Consider the following 18,804-nt stretch of genomic DNA (forward strand, 5'->3'; position numbering starts at 1 on the left):
GCCGCTCCAGACCGGTCAAAGCGGCCGCTGCTTCAGGCGTTGGCGCCACCGTCGATGGTGAGCGCGGCGCCGGTGACGAAGCGCCCTTCCGGACCGGCGAGCCAGGCAACCATGCCGGCGATCTCGTCAGCCTTGCCGAAGCGGGGCGTCGCCATCTTCCGCCGCTGGTGTTCGGCATGCGGGCCTTCGGCCGGGTTCATGTCGGTGTCGGTCGAACCGGGATGAACGACGTTGGCGGTGATGCCGCGCGGACCGAGGTCTCGCGCCAGCGCCTTGGTCAGGCCGACCAGCGCAGCCTTGCTGGTCGAATAGGCGCTGAGGCTGGTGTCGGTGACGCGCTCGGCCAGATTGCTGCCGATCGAAATGATGCGGCCGCCCTCGCCCATGTGAGCCGCTGCCGCCTTCGAGGCTACGAACGGCGCTCTCAGATTGACCTCAATGGTCTCGTCAAAGTCGGCCAGCGACATCTGTTCGATGGGCGCCGCGCGCCAGATGCCGGCGCTGTTGACCAGGATGTCGAGCCGGCCGAAGGCATTCACCGCCTCGGTGACCGAGCCTTCGATGGCGGCAGCGTCGCGATTGTCGGCTTGGATGGCGATCGCGCGACCACCTGCCGCTATAATCTCGGCGACGACAGCTTGGGCCGGCGCCGAGCTGTTGACGTAGGTGATGGCGACGTCGGCGCCATCGGCCGCAAGCCGTTTTGCTATCGCAGCACCTATGCCGCGGCTGCCGCCGGTGACCAGTGCTGCCTTGCCGTTCAATCCGTTCGCTGACATGTCATTTCCCCGTTATGTAACGATCGATACATAAATATCTGGCAACCTTGCCTGGCGATGTCAAGTGAATTATGTATCGATCAACACAGAAAGATCGTCATGCCGGAAAGAGGCCGCCCCCGCACCTTCGATCGAACCGCCGCCTTGCGGCAGGCGATGGAGCTGTTCTGGGCCAAAGGCTATGAGGGCACCTCGATCGCAGACCTGACCGCGGCGATGGGGATCAGCTCGCCCAGCCTCTATGCCGCCTTCGGCAGCAAGGAGGCGCTGTTTCTGGAAGCGACCGAGTATTACACCCGCAACGAAGGCACCGAGATCTGGAGCGCGCTGGACGAAGCGCCGACGGCATGCCAGGCGATCGAGAATTTCCTGCGTCAGACGGCAAAAGCGTACTCTCAGGACGACCGCCCGCAGGGCTGTCTCATCGCACTGGGCGCACTGCACCAGGATTCAAGCAGCGGCGCGATCTGCGATGATTTGCGCCGCCGCCGCGCCGAAAACCACACCCTCTTGCTGAGACGGCTGGAACGCGGTGTGGCGGAAGGCGAATTGCCGGCGGGCTTCGACAGCAACGCGGCGGCGACCTTCTATGCGACGGTCCAGCACGGCATGTCGATTCAGGCCCGCGACGGCGCCTCGTGCGACGCGCTCATGGCCACAGTGGCCGGAGCGATGGCGGCGTGGCAGGGGCTGGTCGGAACAGCGTGACAAAGCGCGGAGCTTGTGCTGGAAATCCAGTCGGCGGCGAAATGCGCCGGGAGGGATCATCCGTGAAAAAAGGGTATCGCGAGTTGCTCGACGAGGCCAATGCCGAGATCGAGGTGGTCTCGCCCGAGGAAGCGGCCGGGCTGCTCGACGACGAGGACACCATCTTCGTCGACCTGCGCGATCCACGCGAGATCGAGCGGGACGGCCAGATCCCCGGCGCCAAACATGTCACTCGCGGCATGCTGGAATTCTGGATCGATCCCGAAAGCCCCTACCACAAGCCGTTCTTCGCCTCGGGCAAAAGCTTCGTCTTCTTTTGCGCCGGCGGCTGGCGCTCGGCGCTGGCCACCAAGACGGCGCAGGATATGGGGCTGTCGCCGGTCAAGCACATCCTTGGCGGCTATACCGCCTGGAAGGCGGCCGGATTGCCCGTCGAGCCGGGCGGCAAGAAGAACGGTTAGCTCACCGCTCCGGCGTTGTCGGAGTCGACAATACACCCATTGGAATCAATGCAGTATCGGCTCGCGCTCGTTTTTGACAAAAGTCACAGCGCGTTCGACAACACCTTTGTCGGCGAGAATGCGACGGTGGCCGAGCCCATCGGCCCAGTGCAGCCGCACATGGCTGCCGGCGCCGGCATAACGTGTGGCATGATCGGCGGGGACTTCGCGGTCGTCCGGCGCGTGGATGACCAGCGTCGGCACCGGCGCCTCAGCCAACTGGCGGTCGCCGGTGAATTCATGCAGCGGCCGGCCCGACAGCCTTTTCACCTGATCGGCCATGGAAACCTGCGAACGCGGACCGACATTGAGCATGCGGCTGAAGTCGGCGAAGATCGCCGGCAGGGAACTTGGCGCGGCGACCAGCACCAGCCGCTCGGCCGCGACGGGCTGGATACCCTTGATCGAACCGGCAATGGCATTGGCGGCGACGGCGCCACCGAAGGAATGGCCGACTATCGCCTTGAACGGACCGAACCATTCGCCGGCGACCCTGACCGCCTCGACCGCATTGACCATGTTGAGATGACGGCCCAGCGACTGGCCATGGCCCGGCAGGTCGAGCGAGGCGACCCGGTAGCCCGCATCGCGAAAGCCTTCGATCAGAGCGCGCATATATTCCGTGCGCGAACGCCAGCCATGGACGACCAGCACCGTGCCGGCGGACGCCCTGCCCGGCTCGGGCCGGAATTCGTGCACCATGACGCAGCCGGCCTTGGTCGTAAGCCGATGATGGCGCGCCCCGGCCATGAAGCCGGCGGCGCGGTCGACCGCACGCCGCTCGCCGTCACTGAGCGCCTTCACGCTCGGCGTGCGGCAGAACAGTTCGAAGGCGGCGCGCCCGCTCAGGCGGGGCGCCACATGCTCGGCGGCGCGGAACACGCCCCGGATGACCTTCAGTCCAAATGATGCCATAGTGGCGATCCATCCATTCCGTTCAAGCATGAACATAATAGTTCAAACATGAACATTAAACAAGAGCTGCCCTGGGACAACCCGCGCTTTCGCAACTGGGTCGCGGTGGCGCGCGCCTGCCATGTGCTGGAGCGTGCGCTGGCGGTAAAGCTGGCGCCGCTGGACCTCAAGCCGGCGCAGCTCGACGTGCTGATGAACCTCTATCGCCATCCCGGCATGTCGCAGCACGATCTCGCCCGCAAACTGCTGGTCGGCCGCTCCAACATCACCATGCTGTTGCCGCAGCTCGAGGCGCGCGGCCTGTTGCGCCGCGAAGGCGACGAGAAGGACAAGCGCGTGCTGCGGCTGACGCTTACCGAGGCCGGCACGGAGCTCCTGATGAAAGCGCTGAAGGTGCATATGGCGCTGATCGAAAAGGTGATGAGCCAGTCGACAGCGGAACAGTGCGACATGATCGGCGAACAGATGCGCAAGATCTATGACGTGCTGAAGGATACCTGAGCCGTTCGATCCACGCGCCTCCCACCTCACCACATCGTCTTCTTCGCCCGCTCCGGCCATTCCTTGTCGTAAGTACCGGCATCGATATTCTTGCGGCTGGTGACTTCCAGGATTGTTCCGGGTGTCGGCAGCGATTTCGGGTCGACGTGCTTTGCCGGGTTCCACAGCTCCGAGCGAACGATGGCGCGGGCGCACTGGAAATAGACCGAATCGACATCGACCACGGTGACCGAGCGCGCCGGCTTGCCTTCGACGGCGAAGGAGGCGCAAAGCGCGGCGTCGGTGGCGATGCGGGCGCGGCCGTTGACGCGCAGCGTCGTGCCCGAACCCGGCACAAGAAACAGCAGCCCGACGCGAGGATCGCGGATGATGTTCTTAAGCGAATCGGCGCGGTTGTTGCCGCGCCTGTCCGGCATCATCAGCGTTTTCGGGTCATGCATGCGCACAAAGCCGGCGAGATCGCCGCGCGGCGAACAGTCCAGCCCTTCCGGCCCGCTCGTCGCCAAAGCGACAAAAGGCGAGGCTTCGATGAAGGCGGCATATTCGGGAATGACGTGGTCGAGTTCCTTGACCGTCGACGCTTCGCCGGGCAGGCCGTAGAGGGCTTCGAGCTGTTCGACCGTGGTGATGTCAGACATTTTCCCGTCTCCGAACCGTTGCCAGCGTTACCCCCAGTCAATGACGTTTTCCCGACAGTGCCGAACTAGCGGTCGCGGCTCAGTCCCTTCTCCTGGAGCTCGGCGAGATAGGCATTCCAGCGCGCGTCCTTTTCGTGGCCAAGCGTGTGCAGGTAATTCCAGGTGAAGATGCCGGTGTCGTGAAAATCGTCGAAGGTGATGCGCACGGCGTAGTTGCCGACCGGCTCGATCTTCAGGATAGCAACGTTACGCTTGCCGGGAACAGTCACCCGCTGGTCCGGCGAATGGCCCTGCACCTCGGCCGAGGGTGAAGCGACGCGCAGCAGTTCGGCCGGCAGTTCGAACGGCCGATGATCGGGAAAGGTGACGGACAGCAGTTTTCTGTCCTTCGAGACCCTGAGTTCCTTCGGCGCCGTCATTGTTCTGCATCCCGCATCGATCCGCCCTTCCCTACGCTGCTTCGCGCGAGCGGAAAAGGCCATTTGGACCCGGCCGACACCGGATGTCGGCCAGGGAATGTCACCAAAGATCGAGAGCGGCTATCTTGAATGGCGGGTTGGATCGTATCACATAGCCGTATATAACGGCGCCACTCGCAGCCACGGGAATGCTTGAACGCATGGACATGATCGATCCCTTCGGTCGCACGATCAGCTACTTGCGCGTGTCGGTCACCGACCGCTGCGATTTCCGCTGCACCTATTGCATGGCCGAGGACATGGCGTTCCTGCCCAAGAAGGACCTGCTGTCGCTCGAGGAACTCGACCGGCTCTGCACCGTCTTCATCGAAAAGGGCGTGCGCAAACTGCGCCTCACCGGCGGCGAGCCGCTGGTGCGCAAAAACATCATGCATCTGGTGCGCCAGCTGTCGCGGCACCTGAAGACCGGCGCGCTGGAAGAGTTGACGCTGACCACCAATGGCTCGCAGCTGTCGCGCTTTGCCGCCGAGCTTGCCGATTGCGGTGTCGAGCGCATCAATGTCTCGCTCGACACGCTCGATGCCGACAAGTTCCACGCCATCACCCGCTGGGGCCATCTCGGCAAGGTCATGCAAGGCATCTATGCCGCGCAGGCGGCGGGGCTGAAGGTGAAGCTCAACGCCGTTGCGCTGAAGGACTTCAACGACGTCGAGCTGCCGGAGATGATGCGCTGGGCGCATGGCCGCGGCATGGACTTGACCGTCATCGAAACCATGCCGATGGGCGAGATCGACGCCGACCGGACCGACCAGTATCTGCCGCTATCGCTGCTGCGCGCTTCGCTCGAGCGCCAGTTCACGCTGAGCGACATCCCCTACAAGACCGGCGGTCCGGCCCGCTACGTCCATGTCGCAGAGACCGGCGGCAGGCTGGGCTTCATCACGCCGATGACGCATAATTTCTGCGAAAGCTGCAACCGCGTGCGGCTGACCTGCACCGGCACGCTCTATATGTGCCTGGGTCAGGAGGATGCCGCCGACCTGCGCGCGCCGTTGCGCGCCTCGGAAGGCAACGAGCTGGTCGCTGCTGCCATCGACGAAGCGATCGGCCGCAAGCCGAAAGGCCATGATTTCATCATCGATCGCCGCACCAGCCGCCCGTCGGTGTCGAGACATATGAGCGTCACCGGCGGCTGATTTTCTCCGCGATTGGTGCAGAATGCTTCCGTTGGAAGCGAGGGGGATTTCCATGCAGCGTGTTTGCCAAACCGGGCTGTCAGCGCTGGTCGTGGCCCTATCATTGGCGACCACAGTGGCGCTCGCAAAGCCGTTCACCTACATCAATGCGCGCTATGGCACGGTGTGCACGTTCCCGAGCCAGATTTTCAGCAAGCCGATGCCTGAGTCCCTCAATGGCGACGGTCGAAAATGGCTTAGCCCCGATGGTGCGAGCTTGTCCTGTTACGGCGGATACAAGCTGACGGAAGATACGCCCGACAGTCTGGTTGAAAAGGAAAAAGCCGACCCTGACTCTGGGGAAAAGGTCACTTACAGCAAAACCGGTAAGAACTGGGCAGTGGTCTCAGGCACCAAAGGCGACAAGATCTTCTATACCCGAATCGTCTTCGAAAAAGAGGATGCAATCCATACAGTCTGGATCGAATATCCCGCCTCGCTCAAGGCCAAGTACGACCCACTGGTCGGCGCTGTCGGCGACAGCCTGCATGGGGCTGAGCAACACTGGGAATAAATCGCTCTCGACGCTGCAAACCCGATTTACCGCCATCGCGTTCCGCCCTAAATTTCGGCCTATAGCGGCTCGTCGCTCGGTTTGGGGGAATACGACATGCGCACATTCTTACTTTCTCTTGCAATGCTTGGGTTTGCCGCCGCGCCGGCAGCAGCACAGTCCATCGGTGGCAGCTACACCGTTGCGGGCACCAATTTCGACGGCTCGAAATATGGCGGCGAAGCCACCATCACACTGACCAGCGAGACCACCTGCACCATCCATTGGGAGACGGGCGGATCATCGTCGGACGGCATCTGCATGCGCAACGACGATGCCTTCTCCGCCGGCTATGTCATGGGCAAGGAAATCGGTCTCGTCGTCTACAAGGTAGAAGATGACGGCTCGCTTCACGGCCTGTGGACCATCGCCGGTAAGAACGGCAGCGGCACCGAGGTGCTGACGCCGAAATGAGCCTGCCGGTCATCGGCCAGCCCTCTCAGGGATTTCTATGGGTCACGGGTGAAAATCCGTGGCCTATTTCTTTGACGTTGCTGTCTTGCCGCCGGCTGCTACAGGCTTGAGCGGTTCACCGTTTCGCCGAAACGTCGAACCGCTTTATTCTTTGTTTTCACGCAATTCCGGACGGAAAACCGTTTCACACTTTTCCTGGAATTGCTCTTGCAAAACCGGTAACGCCCTTGCCTCTTTCCCCAAACATTCGCGGCGCGCTGTGCATGATGGTGGCCATGATCGGCTTCACCCTCAACGACGCCATCACCAAGTTCTCGTCGGAATCGATGAACATGGCGCAAGTCATGCTGGTGCGCGGCGCCTTTGCGTCGCTGCTCGTCGGCCTGCTCGCCTGGCAGCAAGGCGCGCTCGCGCGACCGAGGTCGATGCTGCAGCCGCTGGTGGCGCTTCGCGTGGTCGCCGAGGCCGGCGCCACCGTCACCTTCCTTGTCGCATTGGCGCATCTGCCGATCGCCAATGTCTCCGCGGTGCTGCAGGCGCTGCCGCTGGCGGTGACGATGGGGGCGGCACTCGTATTCAACGAAGCGGTCGGCTGGCGGCGCTGGCTGGCGATCGCGGTCGGCTTCGGCGGCGTGCTGATCATCGTGCGGCCAGGCTTCGAAGGCTTCAGCGTCTATTCGCTGTACGCACTCGTCAGCGTCGCCTGTTGCGCAGTACGTGACCTCGCCACCAAGCGCATCCCGAGGGCTATCCCGACCTTGCTGGTGTCGACGGCAACGGCAATCGCCATGACCATCGTTGGCGCCGTGCTGCTGTCGCCGATGGGCGGCTGGACGCCGATGTCCGGCAAAGGCACGGCACTTTTGGCATTGGCGGCGGTGCTGGTGCTGATCGGCTACCAGTTTATCATCATGGCAATGCGGGCTGGCGACATCTCCTTCATTGCGCCATTCCGCTACACCGCCCTCTTTTGGTCGATGCTGCTTGGCCTCATCATCTTCGGCGATGTCCCCGACCTGCCGATGATCTTCGGCTCCGCCATCATCATCGGCTCCGGCCTCTACGCGCTCTATCGCGAGCGGGTCGCCGGCCGGCAAAAACCCGCAGCCGAAAGCGCTGGACCCGACATGGCGCCGGACGGCATATAGCTTGGCCATGAGCCAAGACATTGCAGGAATTATCCTGGCCGGAGGCCTGTCACGGCGCATGGGCGGCGGCGACAAGACTTTGCTGGCGCTTGGCGGGCGTCCGCTTCTCGACCATGTCGTTGCCCGCCTGGCGCCGCAGGTCGGATCGCTGGCGCTCAGCGCCAATAGTGACCCGGCGCGCTTCGCCGCGGCCGGTCTTCCGGTTCTCGCCGATGCGGTGGAAGGCTATGCCGGACCGCTGGCCGGAATTCTCACCGGCCTCGAATGGGCGGCAGCGAATACCGCTTTCAAGGCATTGGCGACGGCCGCCGGCGACACGCCGTTCCTGCCGGTGGACCTGGTCGAGAGGCTGGCTGCGGCTGTTGACGAGCGACCAGGCTCCATCGCTGTTGCCAGTTCCGGCGGCAGGCGGCATCCGACCTTTGCGCTGTGGCCGCTCGGGCTGCGTGAGGCCTTGCGCCATTTCCTGATCGACGAGGACAACAGGCGCGTCTCCGCCTTCATCGAGCGGCACGACTGTGTCGAAGTGGAATTTCCGTTGCTGACCCACGGCAGTGACGAGATCGACCCGTTCTTCAACATCAACACACCGCACGACCTTGCGGTGGCCGAGCGTCTGTTGCAGAGCATCGGCCCATGAACATCTTCGGCATCACCGGCTGGAAGAATTCCGGCAAGACCACACTGACCGAGAAGCTGGTCACAGAGCTCGTCCGGCGCGGCTGGACAGTGTCGACGGTCAAACATGCCCACCATGAGTTCGACATCGACAAGCCTGGCGCCGACAGCTATCGCCACCGCCAGGCGGGCGCCACCGAGGTCGCGGTGGTGTCGGGCAAACGCTGGGCGCTGATGCATGAATTGCGCGGTGAGGACGAGCCGACGCTGGAGACGGTCCTGTCGCGGTTGGCCCCGTGCGACATCGTGCTGGTCGAAGGCTACAAGCGCGAGGCGCACAAAAAGATCGAGACCCGGCGGCGGGAGGCCAAGGACCGCTCGCCGCTGTCGGCGAACGACGGCCATATCGTGGCGATTGCCGCCGACTTCGCGGTTGCCGGCGAAAGCCTGCCTGTGTTCGATCTCGACGACACGGGAGGGATAGCCGACTTCATCGAGCGCATGACCGGCCTCAAACCTTGAGGCCCCTGCCCTCGCCCGGGTCAGCCGCCCTCTTCAGCCGTTGCATTGTCTAAGCGCGTCGCGCCTGAACGGCCTCATGCGACGCGCTTCAGGTTGTTTTATTTATGCATGTCGTCGTCCCAAAACCGCTGCGCACTTTTGGGCGACATGCATTAACCCGGCGTCGGCATTGGCTGGACCCGCAAATCCCGCAAGCAACGGTTTTACAGTTGCTTTTCTCCCGAAAACAGTGGGAGTATCGCGCCAGCGGGCGGTCAAAAGCACCGCCCCACAGAGCCGTTCCGGAACGACGGCCGGGAGCCATAAAGAGAGGACTATCATGCGTATTGCACTGCGTATCGCGCTCGCCGCATCGGCTGCGCTGCTGACGCTCGGCGTCGCCCAGGCTCAGGAAACGACCCTGAGAATCGGCACCGAAGGCGCCTACCCCCCATTCAACAACCTGACCTCGGACGGCCAGCTCGTGGGCTTCGACATCGACATCGCCAAGGCGCTCTGCGACGAGATGAAGGTCAAGTGCACCTTCGTCGCCCAGGATTGGGACGGCATCATTCCGGCTCTGCAGGCCGGCAAGTTCGACGCCATCGTCGCCTCGATGTCGATCACGCCGGAGCGCGCCGAGAAGGTCGACTTCACCCACAAATACTACAACACGCCGTCGGCGATCGCGGTACCCAAGGATTCGACCCTCAAGGGCGTGACCAAGGAAGACCTGGCCGGCAAGACCATCGGCGTCGCAACCACGACGACGCATTTCAATTACGCCTCGAAAACCTATACGGACAGCACGGTCAAGGGCTATCCGAGCAGCCCCGAAGAGCAGGCCGATCTCGCCAACGGGCGTCTCGACGCGATCGAGGACGATATCGTCGTGTTGCAGCAGTTCCTGGATTCGCCTGATGGCGCCTGCTGCAAGATTCTCGGCCAGCCCTCGCCGCAGCCGGTCGATATCTTTGGACCGGGCGCCGGCATCGCCGTGCGCAAGGGCGAGACGGATCTGGTCAACAAGTTGAACAGCGCCATCGACGCAATCCGCGCTAACGGAAAGTACAAGGAAATCAACGACAAGTACTTCAAGTTCGACGTCTTCGGCGCCGAGTCCTGAACGTCTGAAACAAGGCGGCAGGGGAAGTTTCCTCCTGCCGCCTTGGCCTGACAGAAGTGGAGACAAGACCCGTCAATGCCAAGCCAGAACATATGGATACTTCTCACTTGGGGACCCGATGGCTGGATTGACGATATTGCCTATGGCGCACTGGTCACCATTGCGCTCGCGCTGGCGACACTGCCGATCGGCCTGACGATCGGCTTTTTCGTCGCCTGGGCAAAACAATCCGAAGAGCCGTCGCTTCGCGTGGCCGCCAACATCTACACCACGGTGTTTCGCGGCCTGCCGGAACTGGTGACGCTTTTCCTGTTCTTCTTCGGCATGCCGATCCTCTTGCAGTATGTCATCCGTCTGTTCAGGCCGGAAGCGACGGTCGATGTCGACAGCTTCCTCGCCGGCATGATCGTGCTGTCGCTGATCTTTTCGTCCTATTCCAGCGAAGTCTTCCTGTCGGCCTTTCGCGCCATTCCGAAGGGCCAGTATGAGGGCGGCTATGCGATCGGTCTGTCGAAATGGCAGACGATGCGCAAGGTGATCCTGCCGCAGCTGCTGCGCATCGCCTTCCCCGGCCTTGAGAATTGCTGGCTGAGCCTGCTCAAGGACACGGCCCTGGTGTCGGTCGTCAACCTGGCTGAAACCCTGCGCAACGCCGGCGTGGCGGCCCGTGTCACCAAACATTCCTTCCTGTTCTACAGCGTCGCGGCGATGGTGTTCCTTATCCTCGCCATCCTGTCGTCGANCCTGCGCAACGCCGGCGTGGCGGCCCGTGTCACCAAACATTCCTTCCTGTTCTACAGCGTCGCGGCGATGGTGTTCCTTATCCTCGCCATCCTGTCGTCGATCGCCACCGGCTTCATCCTGCGTTCGCTCGGGCGGAGGGAGGCACGATGAGCGTCGTGACGCGCGCCGCCGTCGACATCGAGAAGCCACCACCACGGGCGCGAGGCTGGCCGCGGGCCCGTATCGTCGGCTACGCGCTGGTCGGCTTCTGGATCCTGTTCGGCATCGGCATCGCCGTCTATCTGGTTTACGCTTGGAATGGCGAATTCTTCGCCAGATACGCGCCGGCCTATCTGCAGGGCTTGGGAACCACGCTTGCGCTGGTGGCCATCTCGATGGTGCTCGGCGCGCTTTTTTCGCTGCCCGTCACCTATGCCCGCATGTCGAAGAACCGCTATCTGTCCGTCCTGGCCTATTGCTACGTCTACTTCTTCCGCGGCACGCCGCTGCTGGTCCAGGTCTATCTCGTCTATTACGGCCTGGGCTCGTTCCGGGTGCAGCTCGAATCCGTCGGACTGTGGTGGTTCTTCCGCGACGCCTTCAATTGCGGTGTGTTCGCCTTCGCGCTCAACACCGCCGCCTACCAGGCCGAGATCCTGCGCGGCGCCATAGAAAGTGTTCCGAGGGGCCAATGGGAGGGCGCTGCTTCGCTCGGCCTGCACAAATTGCAGACGCTGCGCAAGGTCATCCTGCCGCAGGCGTTTATCGTCGCGCTCCGGCCCTACGGCAATGAACTCGTCCTGATGATCAAGGCCTCCGCCATCGTTGCCATCATCACAGTCTATGATTTGATGGGCAACGCGAAGCTGGCCTACGCCAAGTCCTTCGACTTCCAGGCCTATGTCTGGGTCGCCATCGTCTATCTGGTGATGGTCGAGATCCTGCGCCACGGCGTCGAATGGATCGAGCGACGGATCACCATTCATCTGATCCGCTGAGCGTTCGGCTGTACCAGTCGATCGGCTCATGCGCGTCTTGACGAATGGCGCGTAGAGCCTAGAGCTGTCCAAGACAATTCCGTTCCGTCTGAAGGGCAAACCCATGGCATCTGTGGCATTTCTCGGTCTTGGCGTGATGGGCTATCCCATGGCCGGGCACCTCAGGAACAAAGGCGGCCACGACGTCACCGTCTACAACCGCACCGCGGCGAAGGCGGAACAATGGGTGGCCCAGCATGGCGGCAAGCTTGCTTTGACGCCGGCGGACGCCGCAGAGGGCCAGGATTTCGTCTTCTCCTGCGTCGGCAATGACGACGATCTGCGCTCGGTGACGACCGGGGCCGATGGCGCCTTCGCCGCGATGAAAAAAGGCTCCGTCTTCATCGACAACACCACCGCTTCGGCCGAAGTGGCGCGCGAACTGGCCGACGCCGCTGAAAAGGCCGGCTTTTCCTTCCTCGACGCGCCGGTTTCCGGCGGGCAGGCGGGCGCCGAGAACGGCGTGCTGACGGTGATGGTCGGCGGCGAGCAGGCTGCCTTCGACAGGGCCAGGCCGGTCATCGACGCCTTTGCCCGGATGGTCGGGCTGATGGGTCCGTCGGGCGCCGGCCAACTCACCAAGATGATCAATCAGATCACCATTGCCGGGCTGGTGCAGGGACTGGCCGAAGGCATCCACTTCGGCAAGAGGGCCGGGCTCGATATCGAGAAGGTCATCGAAGTCATCTCCAAGGGCGCTGCCGGGTCCTGGCAGATGGAGAACCGCCACAAGACGATGAATGCCGGTAAATATGATTTCGGCTTTGCCGTGGACTGGATGCGCAAGGATCTCGGCATCTGCCTCGATGAAGCCGACCGCAATGGCGCGAGACTGCCGGTGACCGCCCTTGTCGACCAGTTCTACAAGGATGTGCAGGCGATGGGCGGCAAGCGCTGGGACACCTCGTCCTTGCTGGCGCGCCTGGAAAAATAAGCGTTCGCAATGGCCGAGCTTTCGCCCCAATCGAGCGCCGATGAGATCGTCGCCCATTTGCGCTCGATCGGCTCGGAGGACAATCGCCGCGGCATGTTGCGCTACGGTATCAAGACCGAGCGCGCGCTCGGCATCTCGCATGGCATGCAGCGGCAGATCGCCAAAAAGATCAAGCGCAACCACGAGCGAGCTTTCGAACTTTGGCAGACCGGCATCATGGAGGCGCAGTTCATCGCTTCCGTCACGGCCGACCCGAAGCGCTTCTCAGCCGCGGATGCACGACAATGGGCCGCGTCCTTCGATTCCTGGGATATCGTCGACGGCGTCTCCGATCTCTTCGTCGACACGGACTCCTGGAAGGAGCTGATTGAAGAGTTCGCGGCGGACGAGCGCGAGTTCGTTCGACGCACGGCCTTTGCCATGATGGCGTGGTCCGTCGTGCACCGGAAGCAGGAGCCGGTGGCGACTTTCCTCGGCTTCCTGCCGATCATCGAAGCGCATGCCGCCGACAGCCGCAATTTCGTGAAGAAGGCGGCAAACTGGGCGCTTCGTTCGATCGGCAAGCGATCGTTGGAGATGCACGGCGCTGCCCTTGCCGTGGCCGAACGACTGGCCCAGTCGGCCGACAAGACGGCGCGCTGGATTGGCAAGGACGCCGTACGGGAACTCACCAATGCCAAGATCGTCGAGCGGATCGCCGCCAGAAAAGGCTGACCTAGCCAACGTCCGGTTCACCGAGGTGACGCGGCAGACGCGCGCCGATTTCGAAGGCCTCTTCGAAGCGCAAGGCGGTCCGAAGTATTGCTGGTGCATGGCCTGGCGGCCCCTGCCCGGCCGCCGCGAGCATGTCCAGCACGCCGAGTTGAAACGGGCCATGATGGCGCTTGTCGAGGCCGGTACGCCGGTGGGAATCTTGGCCCAGATTGACGGCAAGACCGTCGGCTGGTGCTCGGTCGCGCCGCGCCAGACCTATCGGAAGCTGACGTCGCAACAGGACGATGACGAGACCGGCATCTGGTCGATCGTCTGCTTCTATGTGCCAAGGGCGCTGCGCGGCGGCGGGCTGGCGGCAGCGCTGCTTGACGCTGCCATAGATCACGCCTTTGCCAAGGGCGCGGGCGTGATCGAGGCCTACCCGGTCGACGAGGCATCGCCGAGCTACCGTTTCATGGGGTTTCGCGGCGTGTTCATCGCTCGCGGGTTCCATGAGGTCGGCATGGCCGGCTCTCGCAGACATGTGATGCGGCTCGAGCGTTGACGCGATCGGCCGCGGCGTCTTTACTCCTGCACAAAGGAAGCGGCCGATGAGCAGTCCTCTCAAATCGACCTTGGCGCTTGCAGCCGCGTTGTTGGTGTTCACCGCTACCAACGCCTCAGGCCAAACCGCGCACATCTTCTGGAAAGATCTGCGTCCTGCGACGCAGGCGGTGGCCGAAGATGCCGGCCTGCCGATGATTGCGGCAAAACTGCCCGATCGTGGCGAGACATTGTCGCTCAACCTGCAGGACAAGATGGTACAATTAGCCGGCTATGCATTGCCGGTCGACCGCGATGGCGACCTCGTCTACCAGTTCCTGCTGGTGCCGTGGACAGGCGCTTGCAGCCACATGCCGACGCCGCCGCCCAACCAGATCGTGCTGGTGACGCCGGCCCGTCCCTACAAGATGTCGCAGGCCTATGAGTCGGTTGCCGTGACCGGCGCCTTGCGGCCCGGCTTGGAGAAGAGCCAGTTGTTCATTCTCGACGGCGTCAGCATCATCCAGTCCGGCTACACCGTACGCAAAGCCGATGTGGTGGCAGTCGACACGGTGCCGGACACGATCACGCTGCCGGTCAACTCGCCCTGGAGTTTCCTCAACAAAAAGAAAAACTAAGCGCCGCCGGCTTGTGCAGCGTCACCGCCCAGTCACGGACAACCGCGCTCAGGCCGCGTTGGCGCCGGATTCCTTGTCCAGCAGCATGTAGTCGAGCGGCATTTCGGTCGTGTACTTGATCTGCTCCATGGCGAAGGACGACGACACGTCGCGGATCTCGATCTTGGCGATCAGCCGCTTGTAGAAGGCGTCATAGGCGGCGATATCGGGCACCACGACGCGCAAGAGATAATCGACGTCGCCGCTCATGCGGTAGAATTCGACCACCTCGGGAAATTCCTGGATGACTTCCGAGAAACGCCGCAGCCATTCATGGCTGTGCGAATTGGTGCGGATCGACACGAAGACGGTGACGCGCACATTGACCTTTTCGTGGTCGAGAATGGCGACGCGCCGCTTGATGACTCCCTCTTCCTCCAGCTTCTGGATGCGGCGCCAGCACGGCGTCGTCGACAGGCCGACTTTCTTGGCGACATCGGCAACCGCGAGCGTCGCGTCCTCCTGCAGGAGGCGGAGAATTTTTCTGTCGAGGCGATCCATTGAGGTGCTCCTGGTGCAGGCCGCGTTCCCTCGGACGCGACGCGCTTTGGGAATAGATTGGCTATACTCCCTCTTATTTCGACCTTTCACAAGAAAGAAATTCTGCCGGATGGCACAAAAGCGAGTGATATCTTGCTTAAAGTCTAATCTATGCGATAGCGGATTTCCGATCTCAGAAACGGCAGCAAATCCATTTCAAACCATGGATTCTGCTTCAGCCATCCTGAGTTGCGCCATGACGGGTGTGGCAGCGGCAGCACTTTCAGGCTGGCCGGCGCATCCCAGATGGTGCGCCAGTCCTTCACGGTTTCGGTCAGCGACGGCCGGCGCGTGGCGCCCATATGCCAGGATTGCGCGTAGGAGCCGATTGTCAAAACGAGGTCGATCTGCGGCATCAGCGCCATCAGCGGCGCGCGCCAGGCCAGCGCGCATTCTCGGCGCGGCGGCAGGTCGCCGCCCTTTGCGTCCTGGCCGGGGAAGCAGAACCCCATCGGCACGATGGCGAATTTATCCGTGTCGTAGAATTCCTCGCTGGTTACGCCCAGCCAGCTTCGCAGCCGGTCGCCGGACGGGTCGGTGAACGGCATGCCGGACGAATGCACCTTTGTGCCTGGCGCCTGGCCGGCGAGCAGGATGCGGGCGCTGGATGATGGCAGCAGCACCGGGCGCGGCTCGTGCGGCAGTGGCCTGCCGACCGGAGTGTCGACGCAGATGCGGCAGGCGCGGACCTTTGCCGTCAAGCGTTCGAGTTCCGCCTCCATCAGGCGGAAGCGCTCGGACGGCTGGAGACGGCGCTGTACCAGCGCAGCACGTTTGTGCACTCGTCCGGCACTTTGATGCGCGCCGGTTTCATGAAATCCATGGCGATCATGCCGGTGATATCGGCGATCGAATAGGCGTCACCGGCGGCGAATTCGCGGTTTGCCAGTTCGGGGTCGAGCAGTTTCAGGAATTCGACCGCTTTCGCCTTGTTGGCCTCGCCCCATTCGGGGATCTGCGGAATTTCCCATTCCTTCATCGCCGGATGGATGTGGCGAAAAGCCTGGGCGACGCAGCTGAGCAGATTGAACTCCATGCGCCTTTGCCACATCTCGACCTTGGCCTTGCCGAGCGCGCCTTGCCCGAACAGCGCCGGTTCGGGATGCAGTTCCTCGAAATAGCGGCAGATGGCGACGGATTCGGTGAGGATGGTACCGCCGTCGAGCTCGAGCACCGGCAGCCGCTGCAGCGGGTTGCGCGACCTGACCGGCTCCTGCTTGTGCCCCATCGCACCCATGTCGACCGGCACCAGCGGCACTGCGATGCCCTTTTCGGCGAGGAAAACCCGCACGCGCCGCGGATTGGGGGCGCGGCCGCCGTCGAACAGTTTCATGCTTATCCTCCCGATCTGGTCCTTCAACTATAGTGCTCGTCACCAGAAGCGAAACATCTCTCGCAAGGCGTCACCGACCGAAGCCAGGGTGCCGTGCTTTCTTTCGAGCGGGCCGCCGTGGTGGCTTTCGCGCCAGTCTTGCGGCCGATCGAACGTGCCGGCCCAGATGCCAACCTTGCCGGCGCGGGCAATGGCCTGCTCGGTGTCGAAATCGCCATAGGCAATTGCCCAGCCGGCCTCAACCTGGGCCCGGTTGAGATCCTTTCCACCGGCCTTGCAATCGCCGAGCAGGCGGCCGTAGCGGTCGCGCTGCCAGCCGCTGCAGGTCACCGGATTGCCTGATATCAGCCGCACCAGCGCCTGGCGTGCCAGCCTGCCGCAAGCGTAGTCTGCGCCATGCCTACGGCAGATCTGCTGGTATTCCGGAGCGTCGATGCCGCGCATGCGGATACGTTCGGTGCCAAGGGTGAGTGAATCGCCATCGTTGACGATCGCCGCCCCTTGCGCCTTGCGCGTCTCGAAACGGTCGAGGCGTGCGGCGAGCAGGATCAGCAGGCCGAGCAGAATGACCGTCAGCGCGTAATCCAGCAGCTTGCGCCACAGGCTTCGCGGCGGCGGCGGATAGTATCGCCGGCGCGGCCTTGGCGACCACGAACGGCTCATATGGCAAACAGTCTCTTAATCATTCGAACGTAGCTTAACGAATTGAGATCGCTGCGCGCATAAATCGAAGTTTCCATGCCTCTGCTACGCTCGAACACAGCGGATAAATTCATTGTGGACCGCCGGAAACCGCACCGCAACAGCGATGTGGCGCGCGCGGTGCGCAAGACGCGCGACCGTCTTTCGCAGCAGGTCGGCAATCTCGACTTCGACCGCGAGCTGCTGAAGCTGCACGCCGGGACCATGGTGGGCGGCGCAGCCGTCATCCCACTGCTGGTGTTGGCGGTCGCGGCGGCCGGGCTGCTGGCCGGTGTGGACAAACAGATCAGCGTCTGGGCGCTGTTCACCCTGATCTGCTATTCGATCGTCGCCTTCATGGCGCGGCGCGTCGGCCGCACCGAAGCTGCCGAGCTCAACGCTGTTCGCACCCGCAGGGATTTTCTGATCGGCCACTCGCTGTGCGGCCTCGGCTGGGCGTGGTTCGCCTGGCTCGGCTGCGCCACCTGCCAGATCGACCAGTTCCAGGTGGCCAAGGCGGTGGTGCTGCTGCTGGCCATGGCGACGACCGCTATCATGGCGTCGTCCTTGCGCGGCTCGCTGCTTGCCACCTTCGTCGTTCCGGTGGCGGTCTATGCCTATGCTGAAACGAAATTTTGGGTGCCGGTCGGGACGATCATGGTCGCCCTGCTGGTCGCGGCATTGCCGTTCTTTGCCTATATCGCGCGCCATCTCAACCGCTCGTCGCTGATACTTCTGTCCTTCCGCTCCGAAAAGGATGCGCTGCTCGCCGAGGTGGAGACCGCGAAATCGATGTCGGACGAAGCTCGTCGGCGGGCCGAAGACGCCAATCTGGCGAAGTCGCGCTTCCTTGCTTCTATGAGCCATGAGCTCAGGACGCCCCTCAACGCCATTCTCGGTTTTTCCGAGGTGATGGCCAATGAGGTGCTCGGGCCGATGAGCAACCCGACCTATCGCGACTACGCCCGCGACGTGCACGATTCCGGCCAGCATCTGCTCGACCTGATCAACGAAATCCTCGATCTGTCGCGCATCGAGGCCGGCCGCTATCAGCTCAACGAAGAGCCGGTGATGCTGCTCAACATCGCCGAAGATTGCTGCCACATGATGGAATTGAAGGCGCGCAACAAGGACATCCGCATCGTCCAGGATTTCGAAAGTGCCCTGCCGCGGCTGTTCGCCGACGAGCGCGCGGTGCGGCAGATCACGCTCAACCTCCTGTCCAACGCCATCAAATTCACCGCCACCGGCGGCGAAGTTCGCGTGCGCGTCGGCTGGACGGCGGGCGGTGGCCAGTACATTTCGGTCAAGGACAATGGGCCGGGCATACCGGAAGACGAAATCCCGATCGTGCTGTCCGCCTTCGGCCAGGGCTCGATCGCCATCAAGAGCGCCGAACAGGGCACCGGGCTCGGACTGCCGATTGTGCAGGGCCTGCTCGCCATGCATGGCGGCGAATTCGAACTTCAGTCGAAATTGCGCGAAGGCACCGAGGCAATCGCCATCTTCCCGCTCGCCCGAGTGATGGAGGAACTGCCGGCGCTGCCAACCAAGACCGTGGCGGCGGCCCGCCGACGTTGACAGCTTG

25 protein-coding genes are annotated in these 18,804 nt (G+C 62.8%); 17 read left to right on the top strand and 8 right to left on the bottom strand.

What is annotated here, in order from left to right; translation table 11 throughout:
- Positions 1-32: 32 nt before the first annotated feature.
- A complete protein-coding gene (locus tag X771_RS148940) occupies positions 33-779 on the bottom strand; it encodes a 3-oxoacyl-ACP reductase family protein (RefSeq protein ID WP_023688499.1) in 747 nt (248 codons plus the stop codon).
- Positions 780-878: 99 nt separating this feature from the next.
- Between X771_RS148940 and X771_RS148935 the strand changes: the two genes are divergently transcribed.
- Both X771_RS148935 and X771_RS148930 read left to right on the top strand, forming a co-directional pair.
- Complete coding sequence (locus tag X771_RS148935; protein ID WP_023668995.1) at positions 879-1,487, top strand: TetR/AcrR family transcriptional regulator; 609 nt, start codon at positions 879-881, stop codon at positions 1,485-1,487.
- Between the two features lie 62 nt (positions 1,488-1,549).
- On the top strand, positions 1,550-1,948 hold the full coding sequence (locus X771_RS148930; RefSeq protein WP_023688500.1) for a rhodanese-like domain-containing protein: 399 nt from the start codon (positions 1,550-1,552) through the stop codon (positions 1,946-1,948).
- Between the two features lie 45 nt (positions 1,949-1,993).
- Here X771_RS148930 and X771_RS148925 read toward each other — a convergent pair whose 3' ends face one another.
- Entirely contained in the window at positions 1,994-2,902 is a 909-nt protein-coding gene (locus X771_RS148925) for an alpha/beta fold hydrolase (protein WP_023688501.1), read from the bottom strand.
- A 48-nt stretch (positions 2,903-2,950) separates the two neighbouring features.
- Between X771_RS148925 and X771_RS148920 the strand changes: the two genes are divergently transcribed.
- Positions 2,951-3,403: a MarR family transcriptional regulator gene (locus tag X771_RS148920; protein ID WP_023688502.1), complete on the top strand. Its 453-nt coding sequence runs from the start codon at positions 2,951-2,953 to the stop codon at positions 3,401-3,403.
- 26 nt (positions 3,404-3,429) lie between these two features.
- On the opposite strand, the gene X771_RS148915 is transcribed toward X771_RS148920, so the two are convergent.
- Entirely contained in the window at positions 3,430-4,041 is a 612-nt protein-coding gene (locus tag X771_RS148915) for a pyridoxamine 5'-phosphate oxidase family protein (RefSeq protein WP_023688503.1), read from the bottom strand.
- 65 nt (positions 4,042-4,106) lie between these two features.
- Entirely contained in the window at positions 4,107-4,460 is a 354-nt protein-coding gene (locus X771_RS148910; RefSeq protein ID WP_023668999.1) for a DUF971 domain-containing protein, read from the bottom strand.
- A gap of 200 nt (positions 4,461-4,660) precedes the next feature.
- Here X771_RS148910 and moaA point away from each other — a divergent pair, with 200 nt between their 5' ends.
- From moaA to X771_RS148845, 13 genes are all read left to right on the top strand, one after another.
- Positions 4,661-5,656, top strand: coding sequence for a GTP 3',8-cyclase MoaA (gene moaA / locus X771_RS148905; protein ID WP_031202738.1), 996 nt, complete (start codon positions 4,661-4,663; stop codon positions 5,654-5,656).
- Between the two features lie 52 nt (positions 5,657-5,708).
- The gene (locus tag X771_RS148900) at positions 5,709-6,209 is read left to right on the top strand and encodes a hypothetical protein (RefSeq protein WP_023688505.1); all 501 of its coding nucleotides are present in this window, start codon (positions 5,709-5,711) and stop codon (positions 6,207-6,209) included.
- A gap of 96 nt (positions 6,210-6,305) precedes the next feature.
- Positions 6,306-6,662 carry a hypothetical protein gene (locus X771_RS148895; RefSeq protein WP_023669002.1) on the top strand — a complete coding sequence of 119 codons (357 nt, stop codon included), beginning with the start codon at positions 6,306-6,308 and terminating at the stop codon, positions 6,660-6,662.
- Positions 6,663-6,889: 227 nt separating this feature from the next.
- Positions 6,890-7,810, top strand: coding sequence for a DMT family transporter (locus X771_RS148890; RefSeq protein ID WP_023688506.1), 921 nt, complete (start codon positions 6,890-6,892; stop codon positions 7,808-7,810).
- A 7-nt stretch (positions 7,811-7,817) separates the two neighbouring features.
- Complete coding sequence (gene mobA / locus X771_RS148885) at positions 7,818-8,450, top strand: molybdenum cofactor guanylyltransferase MobA (protein WP_023688507.1); 633 nt, start codon at positions 7,818-7,820, stop codon at positions 8,448-8,450.
- Entirely contained in the window at positions 8,447-8,950 is a 504-nt protein-coding gene (mobB, locus tag X771_RS148880; RefSeq protein WP_023688508.1) for a molybdopterin-guanine dinucleotide biosynthesis protein B, read from the top strand. The genes mobA and mobB overlap by 4 nt, the downstream gene beginning before the upstream one ends.
- A 319-nt stretch (positions 8,951-9,269) precedes the next feature.
- Positions 9,270-10,055 carry an ABC transporter substrate-binding protein gene (locus X771_RS148875; protein WP_023688509.1) on the top strand — a complete coding sequence of 262 codons (786 nt, stop codon included), beginning with the start codon at positions 9,270-9,272 and terminating at the stop codon, positions 10,053-10,055.
- A 75-nt stretch (positions 10,056-10,130) separates the two neighbouring features.
- Positions 10,131-10,949: an ABC transporter permease gene (locus X771_RS148870; RefSeq protein WP_023688510.1), complete on the top strand. Its 819-nt coding sequence runs from the start codon at positions 10,131-10,133 to the stop codon at positions 10,947-10,949.
- Positions 10,946-11,776, top strand: coding sequence for an ABC transporter permease (locus X771_RS148865; RefSeq protein ID WP_023688511.1), 831 nt, complete (start codon positions 10,946-10,948; stop codon positions 11,774-11,776). The genes X771_RS148870 and X771_RS148865 overlap by 4 nt, the downstream gene beginning before the upstream one ends.
- 103 nt (positions 11,777-11,879) lie before the next feature.
- Entirely contained in the window at positions 11,880-12,749 is an 870-nt protein-coding gene (locus X771_RS148860; RefSeq protein WP_023688512.1) for an NAD(P)-dependent oxidoreductase, read from the top strand.
- Between the two features lie 9 nt (positions 12,750-12,758).
- Positions 12,759-13,463, top strand: coding sequence for a DNA alkylation repair protein (locus X771_RS148855; RefSeq protein ID WP_023688513.1), 705 nt, complete (start codon positions 12,759-12,761; stop codon positions 13,461-13,463).
- Positions 13,423-14,007: a GNAT family N-acetyltransferase gene (locus X771_RS148850; RefSeq protein ID WP_023669011.1), complete on the top strand. Its 585-nt coding sequence runs from the start codon at positions 13,423-13,425 to the stop codon at positions 14,005-14,007. Before X771_RS148855 ends, X771_RS148850 begins: the two co-directional genes overlap by 41 nt.
- A 46-nt stretch (positions 14,008-14,053) precedes the next feature.
- The gene (locus X771_RS148845; protein ID WP_023669012.1) at positions 14,054-14,623 is read left to right on the top strand and encodes a DUF3299 domain-containing protein; all 570 of its coding nucleotides are present in this window, start codon (positions 14,054-14,056) and stop codon (positions 14,621-14,623) included.
- A 48-nt stretch (positions 14,624-14,671) separates the two neighbouring features.
- Here the strand turns inward: X771_RS148845 and X771_RS148840 are convergent, their stop codons facing one another.
- From X771_RS148840 to X771_RS148825, 4 genes are all read right to left on the bottom strand, one after another.
- A complete protein-coding gene (locus X771_RS148840) occupies positions 14,672-15,163 on the bottom strand; it encodes an Lrp/AsnC family transcriptional regulator (RefSeq protein ID WP_023669013.1) in 492 nt (163 codons plus the stop codon).
- 143 nt (positions 15,164-15,306) lie between these two features.
- Positions 15,307-15,924, bottom strand: a complete 618-nt coding sequence (locus tag X771_RS148835; RefSeq protein WP_023688514.1) for a uracil-DNA glycosylase family protein — start codon at positions 15,922-15,924, stop codon at positions 15,307-15,309.
- On the bottom strand, positions 15,924-16,535 hold the full coding sequence (locus tag X771_RS148830; RefSeq protein WP_023688515.1) for a glutathione S-transferase: 612 nt from the start codon (positions 16,533-16,535) through the stop codon (positions 15,924-15,926). Before X771_RS148830 ends, X771_RS148835 begins: the two co-directional genes overlap by 1 nt.
- 39 nt (positions 16,536-16,574) lie before the next feature.
- Positions 16,575-17,198 (bottom strand): thermonuclease family protein, encoded by a 624-nt coding sequence (locus X771_RS148825; protein ID WP_023688516.1) that lies wholly within the window; start codon positions 17,196-17,198, stop codon positions 16,575-16,577.
- A gap of 75 nt (positions 17,199-17,273) precedes the next feature.
- On the opposite strand from X771_RS148825, the gene X771_RS148820 reads away from it, so the two are divergent.
- Positions 17,274-18,797 carry a HAMP domain-containing sensor histidine kinase gene (locus X771_RS148820; RefSeq protein ID WP_023688517.1) on the top strand — a complete coding sequence of 508 codons (1,524 nt, stop codon included), beginning with the start codon at positions 17,274-17,276 and terminating at the stop codon, positions 18,795-18,797.
- Positions 18,798-18,804: the final 7 nt, after the last annotated feature.

The sequence above is a fragment of the Mesorhizobium sp. LSJC269B00 genome (genome assembly GCF_000502815.1).
Lineage (GTDB): Bacteria > Pseudomonadota > Alphaproteobacteria > Rhizobiales > Rhizobiaceae > Mesorhizobium.

Coding starts and splice junctions, on each gene's coding strand:
- X771_RS148940 (WP_023688499.1), bottom strand. CDS start 779: ATGTCAGCGAACGGATTGAACGGCAAGGCAGCACTGGTCACCGGCGGC.
- X771_RS148935 (WP_023668995.1), top strand. CDS start 879: ATGCCGGAAAGAGGCCGCCCCCGCACCTTCGATCGAACCGCCGCCTTG.
- X771_RS148925 (WP_023688501.1), bottom strand. CDS start 2,902: ATGGCATCATTTGGACTGAAGGTCATCCGGGGCGTGTTCCGCGCCGCC.
- X771_RS148920 (WP_023688502.1), top strand. CDS start 2,951: ATGAACATTAAACAAGAGCTGCCCTGGGACAACCCGCGCTTTCGCAAC.
- X771_RS148915 (WP_023688503.1), bottom strand. CDS start 4,041: ATGTCTGACATCACCACGGTCGAACAGCTCGAAGCCCTCTACGGCCTG.
- X771_RS148910 (WP_023668999.1), bottom strand. CDS start 4,460: ATGACGGCGCCGAAGGAACTCAGGGTCTCGAAGGACAGAAAACTGCTG.
- moaA (WP_031202738.1), top strand. CDS start 4,661: ATGGACATGATCGATCCCTTCGGTCGCACGATCAGCTACTTGCGCGTG.
- X771_RS148900 (WP_023688505.1), top strand. CDS start 5,709: ATGCAGCGTGTTTGCCAAACCGGGCTGTCAGCGCTGGTCGTGGCCCTA.
- X771_RS148895 (WP_023669002.1), top strand. CDS start 6,306: ATGCGCACATTCTTACTTTCTCTTGCAATGCTTGGGTTTGCCGCCGCG.
- mobA (WP_023688507.1), top strand. CDS start 7,818: ATGAGCCAAGACATTGCAGGAATTATCCTGGCCGGAGGCCTGTCACGG.
- mobB (WP_023688508.1), top strand. CDS start 8,447: ATGAACATCTTCGGCATCACCGGCTGGAAGAATTCCGGCAAGACCACA.
- X771_RS148875 (WP_023688509.1), top strand. CDS start 9,270: ATGCGTATTGCACTGCGTATCGCGCTCGCCGCATCGGCTGCGCTGCTG.
- X771_RS148865 (WP_023688511.1), top strand. CDS start 10,946: ATGAGCGTCGTGACGCGCGCCGCCGTCGACATCGAGAAGCCACCACCA.
- X771_RS148860 (WP_023688512.1), top strand. CDS start 11,880: ATGGCATCTGTGGCATTTCTCGGTCTTGGCGTGATGGGCTATCCCATG.
- X771_RS148855 (WP_023688513.1), top strand. CDS start 12,759: ATGGCCGAGCTTTCGCCCCAATCGAGCGCCGATGAGATCGTCGCCCAT.
- X771_RS148850 (WP_023669011.1), top strand. CDS start 13,423: ATGCCAAGATCGTCGAGCGGATCGCCGCCAGAAAAGGCTGACCTAGCC.
- X771_RS148845 (WP_023669012.1), top strand. CDS start 14,054: ATGAGCAGTCCTCTCAAATCGACCTTGGCGCTTGCAGCCGCGTTGTTG.
- X771_RS148840 (WP_023669013.1), bottom strand. CDS start 15,163: ATGGATCGCCTCGACAGAAAAATTCTCCGCCTCCTGCAGGAGGACGCG.
- X771_RS148835 (WP_023688514.1), bottom strand. CDS start 15,924: ATGGAGGCGGAACTCGAACGCTTGACGGCAAAGGTCCGCGCCTGCCGC.
- X771_RS148830 (WP_023688515.1), bottom strand. CDS start 16,535: ATGAAACTGTTCGACGGCGGCCGCGCCCCCAATCCGCGGCGCGTGCGG.
- X771_RS148825 (WP_023688516.1), bottom strand. CDS start 17,198: ATGAGCCGTTCGTGGTCGCCAAGGCCGCGCCGGCGATACTATCCGCCG.
- X771_RS148820 (WP_023688517.1), top strand. CDS start 17,274: ATGCCTCTGCTACGCTCGAACACAGCGGATAAATTCATTGTGGACCGC.